Origin of the sequence: Streptomyces sp. NBC_00483 (genome assembly GCF_036013745.1) — a bacterium.
GTDB lineage: Bacteria > Actinomycetota > Actinomycetes > Streptomycetales > Streptomycetaceae > Streptomyces.
On record NZ_CP107880.1, the window covers coordinates 4,706,144 to 4,721,863 of the forward strand.

The following is a 15,720-nucleotide window of genomic DNA, read 5'->3' on the forward strand; positions in this document are numbered from 1 at the left end:
GCCAAGGCATATACGGCTGTCCGGAGAATCGACACGTAGGCTGCCCCGTATGGGAAAGAAGCGCTCGGGCGGTGGCGGCGGTACGTCGCCGGCCCAACAGGCCGCCAAGTTCCTCGGAGTCAGCGTGCTCGCAGGAGCCGTGCTGGCGGGGATCGCCCTGCCCGCGGCAGGCGCGCTGGGTCTCGCGGCCAAGGGCTCGGTCGAGGGATTCGACGAGATTCCGGCGACGTTGAAGACCCCGCCGCTGAGCCAGCGCACCACGATCCTGGACAACGAGGGCGGGAAGATCGCGACCGTCTACTCGCGCGACCGCACGGTCGTGAAGCTCGACGACATCTCGCCGTACATGCAGAAGGCGATCGTCGCGATCGAGGACTCGCGGTTCTACGAGCACGGCGCCGTCGACGCCAAGGGCATCCTGCGCGCGATCAACGCCAACGCGCAGAACGGCGGCGTCTCGCAGGGCGCCTCCACCCTCACCCAGCAGTACGTGAAGAACGTCTTCATGGAAGAGGCGGGCGACGACCCGACCAAGCTGGCGCAGGCGACTCAGCAGACCATCGGCCGCAAGGTCAAGGAGCTGAAGTACGCGATCCAGGTGGAGAACGAGGTCGGCAAGAAGAAGATCCTCAACAACTACCTGAACATCACGTACTTCGGGCAGCAGGCGTACGGCGTCGAGGCCGCGGCCCAGCGCTACTTCTCCAAGCCGGCCAAGGACCTGAACATCCAGGAGTCGGCGATGCTCGCCGGCATCGTGCAGTCCCCCAGCCGCTACGACCCCGTCAACGACGAGGCCGAGGCGAAGAAGCGGCGCAACATCGTGCTCCAGCGGATGGCGGAGACGCACGACATCACGCAGGCCGAGGCCGCCAAGGCCAAGGAGACGCCGATCGGCCTGAAGGTCAGCAGGCCGCAGAACGGCTGCATCACCGCGCAGCACGGCGCGGCGTTCTTCTGCGACTACGTCAGGAACTCCTTCCTCAACAACCCGGCCTATGGCAAGACGTCCGAGGAGCGGGCCAAGATCTGGAACCGCGGCGGCCTGACGGTGAAGACGACGCTCGACCCGCAGACGCAGGAGTCCGTGGAGGACTCGGTCAAGCGCCACGTCTACCAGTCGGACAAGGTCGACGCGGCGGGCGCGTTCGTCGAGCCCGGCACCGGCAAGGTCCTCGGCATGGGGCAGTCCAAGCCGTACGGCTCCGACGCGAGCAAGAACGAGTCGGAGATGAACTACTCGGTCAACTACCGGGACGGCGGCTCCAACCTCGGCTTCCCGACAGGTTCGACGTTCAAGCCGTTCGTGGCGGCAGCGGCCCTGGAGAAGGGCACGTCGGTGACGAAGCAGTACCCGGCGCCGTACCAGATGCCGTACCCGAGCCGGGTCCAGACGTGCAGCGGCAAGCCGTGGGTCAACGACGGCGGCTACAAGCTGGAGAACGAGAACGAGTCGGAGGTCGGCCCGTACCGCCTCAAGGAGGCGATGGCCAAGTCCATCAACACGTACTTCGTGCAGATGATCGGCGACATCGGCATGTGCCCGGTCGTGAAGATGACCGACAAGCTGGGCGTGGTGCAGGGCAACGGCAAGAAGGTCGACGAGGTGCCCTCGTCCATGACCCTCGGTTCGACGGGTCTCTCGCCGCTCACGATGGCCTCCGCGTACGCGGCGTTCGCCAACCGCGGCACGTACTGCACGCCCGTCGCCATCGACGCGATCACCGACCCCAACGGCAAGGCGCTCGACGTGCCGAAGTCGAAGTGCTCGCGCGCGATGTCGCAGTCGACCGCCGACAAGATCAATACGCTGCTCAGCGGCGTGATCGACTCCGGTACGGGCAAGACGGCCGGCCTCAGCGGGCGGGACAACGCGGGCAAGACCGGTACCACCGACGCCCGTAAGAACGCCTGGTTCGCCGGCTACACGCCGAACCTGTCCGGCGCCGTCTGGGTCGGCAGCGCCTCGCAGGCCGTCGAGATGACCGACATCACCATCGGTGGCCAGTACCACGACAAGGTGTTCGGCGCCGATACGCCGGGTCCGATCTGGCGGGACGCCATGACCGGCGCGCTGTCCGGCAAGGACGCGCCCACCTTCAACAAGGTGAACATCCCGGACCCGGACAAGAAGAAGGACAAGAGCAAGAACAAGGGCGACAAGCCCGACGCCGGGGACGACGGGGGCAACGGCGACACCGACCCGCTGCCCGACATCTCGATCCCGCCGGACCTGATCGGCGGCAATGGGAACGGGAACGGACACGGGGGCGGTTGGGGCCGGTAGGGCCCCCGCAGACCGGTAAGGAAGAGGGCGCACCCCACACGGGATGCGCCCTCTTCTTCGTCTCTTCGTCGTTCGTGGCGGAGCTCAGCCCGCCAGGAGGCGCTTGACCGTGGAGGCCACCCGGCCGCCCTCGGCGCGGTCCGCGACCTTCGGCTTCACGATCTTCATGACCTGGCCCATGGCCCTCGGCCCCTCGGCGCCGGCCGCCTTCGCCTCCTCGACCGCCTGCGCGACGATCTGCTCGAGCTCGGCGTCGGACAGCTGCTGCGGCAGGTACTCGGCGAGCACCACGCCCTCCGCCTCCTCGCGGCTCGCGGACTCGGCGCGGCCCGCCTTCTCGAAGGCATCGGCAGCCTCGCGGCGCTTCTTCGCCTCCTTGGCGATCACCTTCTGCACCTCGTCGTCCGTCAGCTCACGCTTCTCCGTGCCCGCGACTTCCTGGTTGGTGATCGCGGAGAGGGTCAGCCGGAGCGTCGAGGAGCGGAGCTCGTTGCGCTCCCTGATCGCGGCGTTGAGGTCGTCCTGCAACTTCGACTTGAGCGTGGTCATGACTTGATTGTCGCAGGTGCGCGAGGCCCCACGCCCGCGGATTTCCGGGGCGGGGCCGGTCTGACACGATGGGCCCATGCGCGCTCGATACGGGAATCCTCTGAAGACCTCCCTGAAGGTGACGGCCGGCATCGCGGCGGCGGGCGCCGCCGGGCTGATCTACTCGGCGGGCTTCGAGGCCCGCTCCTTCCGCCTGCGACGGGTCACGGTCCCGGTCCTGCCTGCGGGAATGCGCCCGATGCGGGTGCTCCAGGTCTCCGACATCCACATGGTGAGCGGGCAGAACAAGAAGCGCCGCTGGCTGCAGTCGCTGGCCGGGCTCCGCCCCGACTTCGTCATCAACACGGGCGACAACCTGTCCGACACGGAGGGCGTCCCCGAGGTCCTCGACGCGCTCGGCCCGCTGATGGAGTTCCCCGGCGCGTACGTCTTCGGGTCCAACGACTACTACGGCCCCAAGCTCCTCAACCCGGCCCGCTACCTGAAGCAGCAGATGTCGGGCAAGCACGGTCTGAACGGCAACCCGCCCGTCGTCGGCGCCATCCACAACCCGTGGGAGGACCTGCGCGACGCCTTCGACGGGGCCGGCTGGCTGAACCTCACGAACACGCGGGGCTCGCTGAAGGTCGCGGGCGTGGAGATCGGCCTCACCGGCCTGGACGACCCGCACATCAAGCGCGACCGGTACGCGGAGGTGGCCGGCGGCCCGCTGGCGGGCCCGGACTTCTCGATGGGCGTGGTGCACGCCCCGTACCTGCGCACCCTGGACGCCTTCACCGCGGACGGCTACCCGCTGGTCCTCGCGGGCCACACCCACGGCGGCCAGCTCTGCATCCCCTTCTACGGGGCTCTCGTCACCAACTGTGACCTGGACGCGGACCGCGTGAAGGGCCTGTCCACGCACGAGGCGGAGGGGAACACGTCCTACCTCCACGTCTCGGCGGGCTGCGGCACCAACCGCTACACCCCGGTCCGCTTCGCCTGCCCGCCCGAGGCGACCCTGCTGACGCTGGCGCCGATGGCCGCCTGAGGCCCTGCGCAGAGGGCCGCCGTAAACCGGATTTCGTCTCAGGCCGACAGTCCGCTAAAGTAAACGACGTCGCCGCGACCTGCAGAGCAGAACAGCAGAGACCGGAACAACGACATCGGGGTGTGGCGCAGCTTGGCAGCGCGCTTCGTTCGGGACGAAGAGGTCGTGGGTTCAAATCCCGCCACCCCGACAGTTGAAACACCAGGTCAGGCCCGGTACTGAGAAATCAGTACCGGGCCTGTTCTGCGTTTGGCCTCACGGGTTGATCAGCAGGTCAGGCGGGGTGCCGGAGGGCGTCGATGCCCGATGCCCCCGCCATGATCGGTTCCGCCTCCTCCTCGGTCGTGTCCGGTGGTACGACGAGCAGGTCCCAGCGTCCGTGGCCGGGGGCGACGAGGACGACGGTGTGCAAGGGAGTGGCCGCCAGGCTCCTGCGCAGGCGGACGACCTGGTCGGCGACGAGCATGCGGCCCGGTGTGGCCGGCCACGCTGCCCCGTTGAACAGGACGCTGCTGATGTGGCCCCAGGTCCGGGGCAACCCCGCGAGCAGCGTGGGGAGTTCGGCGAGCAGGTCGTAGGAGTGCGGCCACCAGGCCCCGTCGATGGCTCGGGGACCACCGGCGTGCGGGGCCAGACGCAGGCGCAGCAGGGGCTGGGAGGGGGGCGGAAGGTGCGGTGCGAGGGTCATCAGGGGTGACTCCTGCCGGCTGCGTGCGCGGGTGAGTGGTCGACGATGTGCGTCAGATGCGGCGGGCGGCGACGCGGTCCGGCGTCGGCCAGCGCACGTCGTGTGCGAGGCCGAGGCGTTCGAGGAGCCGGATGACCGCGGCCGACGGGTCGAGCTGACCGCGCTCCACCCCGTGCCGGGCGCTGGTCGGGTCGGCGTGGTGGAGGTTGTGCCAGCTCTCGCCGAAGGAGAGCAGGGCGAGCGGCCACAGGTTGGTGGCCCGGTCGTGGCGGCGGGTACGGAACGGGCGCTCGCCGATCATGTGGCACAGCGAGTTCACGCTCCACGTGACGTGGTGGAGCAGCGCGATGCGGACGAGCCCCGCCCACAGCAGGCCGGTCACGGCGTGCAGCCAGGTGCCGCCGATCGCCCAGCCGAGGCCGAACGGCAGGGCGAGCGTGACCAGACACAGGAACGGGAAGGCGCGGGAGACCCCGCGGATGTCGCGGTCGGCCAGCAGGTCGGGGGCGTAACGCTCCGGCTCCGTACGGTCGTTGTGGAACAGCCAGCCGATGTGAGCGTGCAGCAGACCGCGCAACTGGCCGCGCAGGTGGGTGCCGTACCGGTACGGGGAGTGCGGATCGCCGGGGCGGTCGGTGAAGGCGTGGTGGCGGCGGTGCGTGGCGACCCAGCCGACGACATCGCCCTGGAAGCTCATCGAACCGGCCACCGCGAGGGCGATGCGCACGGGGCGGACGGCCCGGTAGCTGCCGTGGGTGAGCCCGCGGTGGAAGCCGACCGTGACTCCGAGGCCCGTGAGCACGTACAGGGCGAGCCCGAGAACGATGTCCGTGGGATGGATCAGCCGCCCCCACAGCAGCCATCCGGCGAGGCCGAGCCCCACGAACGGCAGCACCACGATCGCCGCTGTCACCGTCACGTACAGACGCTCTCCGCCGCCCCGATCATGTGGCGAACCATCGCGTGGGAACGGCGAGTTGCCGTCGTAGGGTGCGGGCGGCGCGGCGGCGTCCGGCAAGCGGGCGAGTGTGTGCGCGGCGGGCTCCGGGGACATGTGCGGGCTCCTCGACTGGTGAGCGGCGGCGCGGCCGGGGTCGAGGGCAGCCCCTGAGTGGGCGGTGGGGAAGGGGAGCATGGCGTTGCGCGGTGACCGGGCACCGCCATCCGAACGCCCCCCGCCTTCTTGCACCGTACTCCTGCGCGGCCGAAAACGGCCCCGGCGCCGCGCACGCGGCAGATGCCATGAGGAGGAGCGATCGGCCCCCGCCGGGCGTAGGCTGAACACCGGGAATGCCTTCAAGTAGGCGTTGAATACGAGGACTTGGGACGGCCGCCGCCGATCAAGCGACCGGGGGCGGCCGTCGGGCGCGAGGAGCAGTGGCTCCCCCATCCGCTCCTCGCGCGGGGCCCAACTGCGGCAGCGGGGCGCGGGAGTTCCCCGCTACGGACACGCAGGAGGGCAGGGGCTGGAGTCGCGCCTCGTCGGCGACGCGCGACTCCAGCGGGCCCGGGACAAGTGCGCGCCGAAGTCGGGGCCGGCAGTCGGCCAGACGGAGCGTACTGCGGCCGTCACGCTGATCGGTAGGGCGCGCGGATCGGTGGGCCCGGGCCCCCGACCGGTTCGGGCCACCCCTGGTCGCGTCGTGCCCACCACAGGAAGCCGGAGTGCTCCGCACGTCCGGATGCCCTACTGGATTCGGCGCAGCCAGACTCATCCTGGTGACCGGTGTCGCCGCCCCACCGGCGGGACTAGCGTGAATACGGCACTTAGCGCAGCCGCCGACAACAGCGCCGGCTTCCAGGTCCCCGGTCCCGGACCCCCAGCACTCCGGCCTCCGCCTTCGAGGAGGTCGGGTCGCGGTCCGTGATTCCGCGTCGCGACCTGACGTTCTCCTTGTGCTCCTTCCTGATCCGTTTCCTTCTTGATCCACCTCCTTCCTGATCCGTTTCCCCCCTGATCCGTCGTCTTTGCGGGGCGGTCCTTCGCCCGCAAGGACGCGCCGGGTGTGTGTTGCCGACGCACAGGCCCGGCCTGCCCGCGCGCGTCGCACTTGTGCAGGGGGACACAGCGACGCCGCCGCGAGGGCCACCGCCGGTCCGGTCACTCGGCCCGGCGATGGCCCTCGCTCCCACCTTCCGCGCCGCGGTGTGCCGTCGGCAGGGCGTGCCGCAGCACCCGGCCCCACATCGACGCGTACTGCCGCCACAACGGCCCAGTGGCGTACGGGAGTCCGTACCGGGCGCAGATCTTCCGGACGCGCGGAGCGAGCTCGGCGTAGCGGTTGCTGGGCAGGTCGGGGAAGAGGTGGTGCTCGATCTGGTGGCTGAGGTTGCCGGTGAGGAGGTGGAGCAGCGGCCCGCCTTCGATGTTCGCCGAGCCCTGGATCTGGCGCAGATACCACTCGCCCCGGCTCTCGCCCTCGATCTGCTCCTCCGTGTACGCGAAGGTGTGCACGTCACTGGGGAAGTGTCCGCAGAAGATGACCGTGTGCGCCCAGACGTTGCGGGTGGTGGTCGCGGTGAGATTGCCGAGGAGGCAGGGCAGCGCGGAGGGCCCCGCGAGGAGCGGGAAGAGGACGTAGTCCTTGGCCGCCTGGTGAACCGCCTTGCCCACCATCTCAGTTGTGTCCCCGAGGAAGGCGCGCACGCTCTTGCGGCCCGCCAACGCCTCGTCCACCTCCAGGTCGTACAGGGCGATGCCCCACTCGAAGACGGGCGCGAGCAGGGCCGTGAACAGCGGCTGGAGGAGATGGCCCGGGTGCCAGGGCTGGTCCGGGGCCATGCGCAGGACCGTGTAGCCGAGGTCGCGGTCGCGGCCGACGACATTGGTGTACGTGTGGTGGAGGTGGTTGTGGGTGCGTTTCCAGGCATCGGCGGGGGTGGCGAAGTCCCACTCCCAGGTCGTCGAGTGGATCGCCGGGTCACCGAGCCAGTCCCACTGTCCGTGCAGGATGTTGTGGCCCAGCTCCATGTTCTCCAGGATTTTGGCGAAGGTGAGCAGGGCGGTGCCCGTGAACCAGGCGGGTGGGAAGAGGGAGACGGTGAGCGCGAGGCGTCCGCCGGTCTCGCAGCCGCGTTGCACGGCGATGACGGTACGTATGTAGTGGGCGTCGTCGGCGCCGCGCGCCGCCATGAACTCGGCGCGGAGCGCGTCCAGTTCACGGCCCAGTTGGTCCGTAAGGTCGGCGTCCGGTTCCCCGGGCGCCGGATCGCTGAATACAGCGGCGGTCATGAGGGTCTCCTCTGGACTCACAGGTCGAGGACGAGCGTGCCCGCGGCGCCGTTGACGCAGGTCTGGATCAACTCATTTGGTTCGCCGTGCAGTTCACCGGTGCGCAGGTCGCGCACCCGGCCCTCGACGATCGGGACGAGGCAGCCGAAGCAGAGGCCGCGGCGACAGCCGTGGGGCATCGGCACACCCACCGATTCGCCGGCCGCGAGAAGGGGCACACCGGGCTCCGCGTCCGCCCACCTGCCGCTGCGCGTGAAGCACACCCGGCCGCCGACCGCGTCGGCGCCCACCGGTTGCACGGGGGTCAGGTGGAAGCGCTCCACCCGCAGCCGTTGCCGCACTCCCCCTGCGTCCCACTGCCGCTCCGCCGCGTCCAGGAGCCCGGAAGGACCGCACACCCAGGTGTCCCGCCCGCGCCAGTCCGGACACGACGCGGCGATCCGGTCGGCGGTGAGGCGTCCGTCCGTGCGCGTATGGGTCAGACGAACCGTCAGCCAGGGCAACCTGGCTTCCAGGGCGGCCAGTTCGGCACGGAAGAGACACTCGTCCGGCGACGGCGCGCTGTGCAGGAGCAGCGTGTCCGGGGCGGCGCTCCCGCTACGGGCGAGCGTGCGCAGCATCCCCATCACGGGCGTGAGACCACTGCCCGCCGTCACGAACAGCAGCCGCTCCGGCAGCGGCCTCGGCAGCACGAACTCCCCTTGTGCCGGGCCGAGTCGGAGCACCGCGCCCGGGGCGGTCCTGTGCACCAGGTGCGGCGAGACCCGGCCGTCGGGGTGGGCCTTCACGGTGACGGTGATCTCGGCGGCCCCGTCGTCGGGCGCCGAGGTGATCGAGTACGTCCGCCAGTGCCGTACGCCGTCGATCTCGACCCCGAGCGGAAGGTACTGCCCGGCCCGGTGGCCGCTCCAGCCCCGGCCCGGCCGGATCACCAGGGTGGCCGCCCCGGCGCCCTCGTCCCGTACGTCGGTGACCCGGCCCGCGGGATGCCGCGCCGACCACAAGGGATCGAGCAGGCCGAGATAGTCGTCCGGCGAGAGCGGGCTGGTCAGCCAGGACACGGCCGACAGAGCGGCGCGGCGCCCCGGCCGGCCGGTGAAGGACCGCAGCAGCGCTCCCGGTGAGCGTCGCGGCTGCTCGGACATGCGGGCGCCCCTCCCCATACCGAATTCCCGAATGCCGGATACCGAATGGCTGATGTGCCGGCTCCGAACGCGCCGGGTCCCTCTCGGTCCCGTACGCGTGCGTCCCGCCGCCGTCGCCGGATCGCTTGCGCCGAGGGAAACACACGGGACGGCGGACCACACCGCCCCACGGCATGCTTCGCGCCATCGGCCGCACGGCTCCTGTCAGGCGGGATGCGCCGGTGCCCAGCGTGTGGCTCCGCCGATGCTCCCGAGGATGGCCCGATGGCGACGCCGCCGCCCGGCACGGACCGCCTCTCACGGGCCGAGCCGTACGCTGGGAACACCGGGTGCTCCTCGTACGCCGACTCCGCTCGACGTCGCCTCCGGCGCACCACGACACGGGCCCCACAGGGCGGCCCGAAAAGGGGCGTGCGTCATGAACGCACTGATCGCCCACCACAGTTCGACCGGTTCCGGGCCCATCGTCGTGCACCCGCCCGCCCGACTCTCCCTGCGCCCGCCGACCTTCCCGCCGGGACCGGTGTGCGGAGCCTGGTGGCCGCGCACCGATGAGCTGGCCACCGAACTGGCCGCCCTCATCGAGGTGTTCGAGGCGACCCGCGGGCGCGTGACCCGTATCGCCTCTCCGCGGGGCAGCTGGCCGACGGAGCCGCGCACCCTGTCCGTGACGGGCCACGTGATCCTGGCCGCGTGGTACACGTCCGGTCTCGACCCCTACACGATCCGGCTCTTCTCCTACGGGGCCGGGCGCTGGGACCTGCTCGTCGTCCCGTCGAGCAGCCGGGACGACACGGCCGCCCGGCTGATGCACGCGGCGGCCGACCCCGCGCTCTGTCTCACCGGGACGGCGCTGATGGCAACCGAGGGGCCCGCCGGTTCCACGAACGGATGACGGTTCATGACCGCCCGTCACCACACGTGTCATAGGCGTACGTTGGAGCCACCGAGGGCACGTCGTACACCGGCATCCACGCGGGTCTCGTCCCCGGTGAGCAACGGCATCGGGGACGACCGTTCACGTCGCTCCGAAGACGGGTCCGCGTCATGGCAGCGACCACCCCGCCCCCGGAGGCACCCGCGGCCCGCGTCGCGCTGAATTCGCCGACGGGCCACGGGCCGCTGGTCGTGGGGTGGTGACCGGTCGAAAGGACGGCACCGGTCCGGATCAGCACGGGAGTGGACTGCGGCTGACGCTGGAGCGGACCCCCGTCACACCCGGCCACTTCATGACCCTGTCCGTGGCCGGGGAGCTCGACACCGGCAGCATTCCCGCGCTCTGTGAACTCACCTCTCAGGTCCTGGGCGAGGGCAGCCGGCACCTGATCATGGACCTGTCCGAGGTGACCCACTGCGACAACGCCAGCTTCTTCACCCTCCTCGGCATCCGCGAGGCCGCCCATCACGCCGGCGGCAGCCTCACCCTGGCCAACCCCAGCCCCTGCGTCCGACTCGCCCTCACCCACAGCGTCCTGCGTGATCTGCTCCCCTTCCACGACCTCTGTGCGCAGGAGCCACCGGACACCTGAAGCCGATGGGGTGGGGGCCGCGAGTACCGCGGTCAGCTCGACGTGTCCCCGTTGTCGTCGAGGCGCAGACGACGGGCGAGTACGTCACGGGCGACGTCGAGGAGGGGTCTGTCCTGGCTGAAGGCATGGCCGCGCAACCGGATCAGCGCGTGGTCGCAGGTGATGTCGAGCTGGGCGGAGAGCATTCCGGTGGCCTGGTGGACCTCGGCGAAGTAGAGACCGGGCTCGTCCAGCAGCGCGGCGTACGTGAAGTCTGCGTGCGCGGCGGTGGCGATCGTGAGCTGGGCCAGGGTGTCGGCCAGGCCGAAGGCATCCGTCAGCTGGTCCGTGGACATGGGCCCGGGGCGGGTGCGGTAGCCGGTGAGCGCGCCGAGTCCGATGACCCCGATGCGCAGGGGGAAGGAGAACACGGCGCCTACGTCGAGCGCTTCGACGGCCGCGGGCAGACCCGGCCACCGGCTGTCGGTGAGCTCGGTGACATGGGGCACCAGCAACAGGGCGCCATGACGGGCCGCGTCGAGGCTGGGCCCGTGTCCCTGGATCTGCTGCAGATCCTCCAGCGCGGCGGTGTGCTCGCCGTGGGACTGTACGAGTTGGGCCGGGCCGCCGGTGGGCGACAGGAGCAGGGCGAGACCGTCCAGGCCCAGCACGTCGGCGAACTCCCCCAGCGGCAGCGGCGCCATACCCGGGCCGCTGTGCGAGCTGAGGGCACGCAGGTAGGCAGTCATGACCGGATGAGTCACCGCTGCCGCCCCCTTCCGGGTGAGGTGCGGGCCCGCCGGAGGGCAGTCCGCTGATCCCTGTCGGTGCAGGGGCCTCTCATCGACCGTGCCGACGCAGTAGCGACGAATCCGCCGTACCCCGCAGCACGTGTCGGGCGACCTCGGTGAGCCGCATGTGATTGCTGCGCGCGTGGCGGCGCATCCGGGCGAAGGCGTCCTCGACGCTGGTGTCGAGCCGGTGCGCGAGGTACCCCTTGGCCTGCTCGATGACGATTCGGCTGTCCAGGGCCGACTGCAACTGCGCGGTCACTGTCATCTGTTCACTCACCGCCCGTTGTTGCAGGACGCCGATGGTGGCTGTGTCGGCCAGCGCCTGCGCCAGCCGCAACTGGGAGGCGCCCAGGGGTCCGGGCCTGTCCCTGAAGAGGTTCAGGGACCCGATCACCTGGTCGTGCAACCGCAGCGGGCAGGCCACGACGGAGGTGTGGCCGAGCTCCACGGCCCGCGGCGCGAACCGGGGCCACTGGGTCCGCGCGGCCGCCGTGTCCAGCGCGACGTCGGCGACCTGTCGCTTGGTCCGGTAGCAGTCGTGGCACGGGCCTTCGTTCCACTCGACGCCGGCCAGCTCCAGCGTGCGGGTGCGCTCGTCGGAGGCGGCCGCGTCCACAAGGCGGCCGCTGGGTGTGGCCAGCAGGACACCGGCGGCGGCCACGTCCAACAGGTGCACGCAGTGCTCGGTCAGCATGTGCAGGAAGTTGATGACGTCGAAGTCCTGCACCAACGTGTCGGCGAGGTCGACGAATGCCGCCGCCAACTGCTCCTCGTGCGGCAGTTCGGCCATACCTGCCCACCTCCCAGGGTGATTCGGCCATCACCCTCCCACAGGCCGTCCCCCGTGATTGCCCTCCACTCTCCTCCTCGCCGCACCGTGTGGCCAGGACGTTTGCCGAGTACAGGCGGACGGCGCGGCGGTGCCGGAGCTACTCCGTCGCGCGGTTGCCCTTCTTGTCGCACGGGAGGTCCGAGAGCTTGCTGTGGGCGAGGAAGTCGCGGGTCGCCTGCTTCTCCACGTCGGAGATGGCCGTGGGCTGTACGTCGATGATCCCGCCGAAGGGGCGGTCGACGTCGCGGATGATGCACAGGGTCGCCGTCAGCATCACGGTCACCAGGGTCAGCGCGGCCAGCTGCCCACGGTTGTGCCTGCGCGGCAGGCAGAGGCCGAGGGCCGCCACCGTGACCGCGAGCACCGCCAGCAGGAACCAGAGGATGGCGCCGGGGATGCTGGCGGTCGCCTGGGTGAGGCGCTCCTCGCGCTCCTCGGAACGCTTGTGGTCGGCACTGACGAGCATGCCGAAGGCCGGTTCGCCCTCCATGGCACGGAAGTTCCGGCGCAGGTCGGTGGACCACACGCTGGGCGCCGACGAGCCCTTGCCGTCGGCCATTTCGGGCCACTCCTGGACGCGGACGGCGCGGGCGTAGCAGACGGCGTCGGCCTGGACGGCCGACCGCTGCTTCACGGTGGCGTACTCGGCGGTCTCGACGAGCTGGTCCAGGGCGCGCGCCTCGCCGCGCGCGGCCACCTCCGCCTTTCCGTACGAGCCGTTGGCGGTCACGAGGACGAAGGCCAGCAGCAGCACGGTCAGGGTGAGCAGGGGGCCGACGAGGTCCTTGACGGCCATGCCGGTGTCGTCGTCCTCGGTCAGCAGCCTCGGCCGCAGATATCGGTTGGCCGCGATCCCCGCGATCAGGGCGAGCGCGGCGACGACGATGACGATGACCACGAGCGAGTACCTCCGGGAGACAGGAAAACGGTGCTCCCTGCCATGGGGCACTGTGATCTTGTCCTGACCGTCCCCGCCCTCCGGATACGGCGGACGGGCCCACTCACCCTCTATCGAGCGACAGGCGCTCCGCCGGAAAGCGGTGGTGGAGGGCCGGTGAGCAGCCCCAGGCGGGATGCCGTCGCGACCGCCGCCGCCCTGCTGTCCGCGCCGAGCTTGGTGTAGACGGCGCTGAGGGCGCTCTTGACCGTGCTCGGGCTGATGCCCCGGCGGGCCGCGATCTCCCGGTTGGACAGGCCGGCCGCCACGAGCCGGACGATGTCGGCCTCGCGGGGTGTGAGCACCGGGGTGCTGCCCTGGGGCCCGGCCAGGGCATGGCGGGCGACGCCGGGGCCGAGGACCGTCTCGCCGCGGGCGACCGCGCGGACCGCGGCGAGCAGCGATTCGGCGGACGCCTCCTTGCCGAGGAATCCGGTGGCGCCGGCCCGCAGCGCGGAGGTCACCGTCTGCGCGGTGACGTAGGCGCTGAGGATGAGGACGGCGGGCGCCGGGTCCAGCGCGCGCAGTTCGCGGACGAGTCGGATGCCGTCGTCGATGCCCGCGCCCAGGTCGAGGTCGACGACGGCGACGTCCGGGGCCTCGGGGCGGCGGGCCGCGCGCAGGGCGTCGTCGGCGTTCGCCGCCTCGGCCACGGGCGACAGGTCGTCGACCGTCGTGAGCAGGGTGCGCAGGCCGATCCTGAGCGCGGGGTGGTCGTCGACGACGAGGACCCGGGTGGGGCGGGCGCGGCCGGTCCGGGCGGGGACCGGCTCGGGTATGCCGGCGGGGACCGGCTCGGTTATGCCGCTCAGGACGTCACTCATTTACGTCACTCATCCACGTCATCCGTCCGCGTCCGCCCCGGCCGGCCTGCGCCGCAGCACGGCGCTCAGCTCCGTGCCCGTACCGGCGCGCGACACCACCGCGAACGTGCCGCCGAGGCCCTCGACGCGGTGCCGCAGGGAGCGCAGACCGTGCCGGTCGTCGGGCACCCTGGCGGGGTCGAAGCCCCGGCCGTCGTCCCTGACGGTCATGGTCACCTCCTGCGGCTCGTACGTCAGCGTGGCGGTGACCCGGTGCGGCCGCGCGTGCCACAGGGCGTTGGACACCGCTTCCTGCGCGAGCCTCAGCAGGGTGTGTTCCACGTCGGGCGGAAGCGGGCCGGGCTCGCCCGAAGTGTAGAACGCGATCTCCGGGGGGCCTTCGGCGCCGGAGGCGGAGGGTGGGCCGCCGGCCACCTGCCAGCCCGCGGCGAGTGCCTGGCGCATCGCCGAGAGATGGTTCTCGATCGTTTCGGGGAGCGTGCCGTTGGGGGTGCCCGCCGGGCGGTCGGTGTGCGCCGAGTCGATGAGGAGGCGCGCCTCGCGCAGGCCGAGGTTGGTCAGGTCGAGGGCGGCGTGCGTCGCCTCCGCGGCCCTTGCGGGGGCGGCGGTCAGGGTCCGCTCCGCGCCCTCGAGGAGCAGCTTGACGCCCGCCAGGTACTGGGCGATCGAGTCGTGGACCTCGGCCGCCATCCGGCGCCGCTCGTCCGCCTGCCCCGCGAGCCGCTGCGACGTCGCCAACTGCCCGCGGTCGTCGCGCAGTTGACGGATGACCGCATCGGCGGAGCCGCGCAGGCGCTCCTCCTTGCGGAAGGCGAGGACGACCAGGAGCAGGGCGAGGAAGGCGCCCACGACGACCATCTCCTGGTCCCCGACGGTCGCGGACCCCCGCCGCGAGGTGACCGCCGCCGCGGCGACGGCGACGACCGCGACGCCGAGCGTGCGCAGCCGGGGCAGGAACATCAGCACGACGAAGTACAGCGCGGCAACGAGGGCCCGGAACTGGGTCCCCGTCAGATCGAGCCAGAGCCACAGGCCGAACAGGGCCGCCAGCCAGCCGAGGGTGAAGGGGTCGGCCCGGCTCGCGAGCCGCAGGGCGCCCGGATCGGCCCCCGAACGGCGCTCCGCGACCGGCGCGAAGCAGTACACGAGGCCGAGCGCGAGACCCGCCCCGACGCGCCACCCCTCCCCCGACACCCCCGCCACGACGGTCCGCACCAGGCCGACGACCAGCAGGACCAGGAAGGTGGCGTGCAGCGGCGACGTCACCAGGCGCGCGAACCCCCGCCGTCCGGCCGGACTCCCCGCGGGCGGCTCCTGCGCGGAGACGAGCGTCGCGTCGCTCATGCGTGCCCCTATCAACTGCCGCGGCCACCCGTCCAGGGCCGGGTGGCCGCCCTTGCGCACCCGGATGGTCCGCAGCACGCGGCCCGGTGGCCGGTGATCGGACGTACCGGATCTTCAAAGATCAGTGATGACATGCCGGACACCCACGCGAGGCGCCCGACGCCCGCGCGGCACCGAAGGAGGACACACATGGCGCAGCCACGGACCGCGGGCGGCACCCGGCTGCAGTCGGTGGAGCGCGCCCTGCGCATCCTCACGGAGATCGCCCGCCACCCGCAGGGGCTGACCGCCAAGCGGCTCGCGCGGTTCCTCGACGTACCGCTGGCGACGACGTACCACCTGCTGCGCACGCTCGCGCACGAAGGCTGGCTGGAGCACACCGAGGGCCACTACCGGGTCGGCCCGGGCGCCCTCGCCTTCGGCCGCGTCCTCGCGGGACCCGATGACGACGGCTCCGAGCAGGGCGTTTGCACAGTCTGAGATCTCGGCGGATCTTCCGCGGGCCATCTGGTTGAAGGGGGCAATGAGCGCCGCAAGAATCGCGACGTTG

15 protein-coding genes and 1 tRNA gene are annotated in these 15,720 nt (G+C 71.3%); 6 read left to right on the forward strand and 10 right to left on the reverse strand.

Annotated elements, in window-relative coordinates; genetic code table 11:
• Positions 1-49 precede the first annotated feature (49 nt).
• Complete coding sequence (locus tag OHA73_RS20935) at positions 50-2,287, forward strand: transglycosylase domain-containing protein (protein ID WP_266711461.1); 2,238 nt, start codon at positions 50-52, stop codon at positions 2,285-2,287.
• 84 nt (positions 2,288-2,371) lie between these two features.
• On the opposite strand, the gene OHA73_RS20940 is transcribed toward OHA73_RS20935, so the two are convergent.
• A complete protein-coding gene (locus OHA73_RS20940; protein WP_267070019.1) occupies positions 2,372-2,836 on the reverse strand; it encodes a GatB/YqeY domain-containing protein in 465 nt (154 codons plus the stop codon).
• Positions 2,837-2,912: 76 nt separating this feature from the next.
• On the opposite strand from OHA73_RS20940, the gene OHA73_RS20945 reads away from it, so the two are divergent.
• Together OHA73_RS20945 and OHA73_RS20950 are read left to right on the forward strand one after the other, a co-directional pair.
• Positions 2,913-3,866 (forward strand): metallophosphoesterase, encoded by a 954-nt coding sequence (locus tag OHA73_RS20945; RefSeq protein ID WP_266711465.1) that lies wholly within the window; start codon positions 2,913-2,915, stop codon positions 3,864-3,866.
• Between the two features lie 116 nt (positions 3,867-3,982).
• A tRNA-Pro gene (locus OHA73_RS20950) sits at positions 3,983-4,056 on the forward strand.
• 84 nt (positions 4,057-4,140) lie between these two features.
• Here the strand turns inward: OHA73_RS20950 and OHA73_RS20955 are convergent.
• The 4 genes from OHA73_RS20955 to OHA73_RS20970 all read right to left on the reverse strand — a co-directional run bounded on the left by OHA73_RS20955 (position 4,141) and on the right by OHA73_RS20970 (position 8,931).
• Complete coding sequence (locus OHA73_RS20955) at positions 4,141-4,554, reverse strand: DUF5994 family protein (protein ID WP_267070018.1); 414 nt, start codon at positions 4,552-4,554, stop codon at positions 4,141-4,143.
• A 52-nt stretch (positions 4,555-4,606) separates the two neighbouring features.
• Complete coding sequence (locus tag OHA73_RS20960) at positions 4,607-5,608, reverse strand: acyl-CoA desaturase (RefSeq protein WP_327655808.1); 1,002 nt, start codon at positions 5,606-5,608, stop codon at positions 4,607-4,609.
• Positions 5,609-6,655: 1,047 nt separating this feature from the next.
• On the reverse strand, positions 6,656-7,786 hold the full coding sequence (locus OHA73_RS20965) for a fatty acid desaturase family protein (protein WP_267070016.1): 1,131 nt from the start codon (positions 7,784-7,786) through the stop codon (positions 6,656-6,658).
• A 17-nt stretch (positions 7,787-7,803) separates the two neighbouring features.
• Entirely contained in the window at positions 7,804-8,931 is a 1,128-nt protein-coding gene (locus OHA73_RS20970; protein WP_267070015.1) for a ferredoxin reductase, read from the reverse strand.
• 418 nt (positions 8,932-9,349) lie between these two features.
• Between OHA73_RS20970 and OHA73_RS20975 the strand changes: the two genes are divergently transcribed.
• Entirely contained in the window at positions 9,350-9,826 is a 477-nt protein-coding gene (locus OHA73_RS20975) for a DUF5994 family protein (protein WP_267070014.1), read from the forward strand.
• A gap of 241 nt (positions 9,827-10,067) precedes the next feature.
• A complete protein-coding gene (locus tag OHA73_RS20980; protein ID WP_266711517.1) occupies positions 10,068-10,460 on the forward strand; it encodes an STAS domain-containing protein in 393 nt (130 codons plus the stop codon).
• 32 nt (positions 10,461-10,492) lie between these two features.
• Here OHA73_RS20980 and OHA73_RS20985 read toward each other — a convergent pair whose 3' ends face one another.
• From OHA73_RS20985 to OHA73_RS21005, 5 genes are all read right to left on the reverse strand, one after another.
• On the reverse strand, positions 10,493-11,188 hold the full coding sequence (locus tag OHA73_RS20985; protein ID WP_266711519.1) for an ANTAR domain-containing protein: 696 nt from the start codon (positions 11,186-11,188) through the stop codon (positions 10,493-10,495).
• Between the two features lie 91 nt (positions 11,189-11,279).
• The gene (locus OHA73_RS20990; RefSeq protein ID WP_266711521.1) at positions 11,280-12,023 is read right to left on the reverse strand and encodes a GAF and ANTAR domain-containing protein; all 744 of its coding nucleotides are present in this window, start codon (positions 12,021-12,023) and stop codon (positions 11,280-11,282) included.
• 139 nt (positions 12,024-12,162) lie between these two features.
• The gene (locus OHA73_RS20995) at positions 12,163-12,963 is read right to left on the reverse strand and encodes a bestrophin-like domain (protein ID WP_266711523.1); all 801 of its coding nucleotides are present in this window, start codon (positions 12,961-12,963) and stop codon (positions 12,163-12,165) included.
• A gap of 110 nt (positions 12,964-13,073) precedes the next feature.
• Positions 13,074-13,826 (reverse strand): response regulator transcription factor, encoded by a 753-nt coding sequence (locus OHA73_RS21000; RefSeq protein ID WP_327655809.1) that lies wholly within the window; start codon positions 13,824-13,826, stop codon positions 13,074-13,076.
• Positions 13,827-13,844: 18 nt separating this feature from the next.
• The gene (locus OHA73_RS21005) at positions 13,845-15,170 is read right to left on the reverse strand and encodes a sensor histidine kinase (RefSeq protein WP_327655810.1); all 1,326 of its coding nucleotides are present in this window, start codon (positions 15,168-15,170) and stop codon (positions 13,845-13,847) included.
• Positions 15,171-15,359: 189 nt separating this feature from the next.
• On the opposite strand from OHA73_RS21005, the gene OHA73_RS21010 reads away from it, so the two are divergent.
• Positions 15,360-15,650, forward strand: coding sequence for a helix-turn-helix domain-containing protein (locus OHA73_RS21010; protein ID WP_327655811.1), 291 nt, complete (start codon positions 15,360-15,362; stop codon positions 15,648-15,650).
• Positions 15,651-15,720 lie beyond the last annotated feature (70 nt).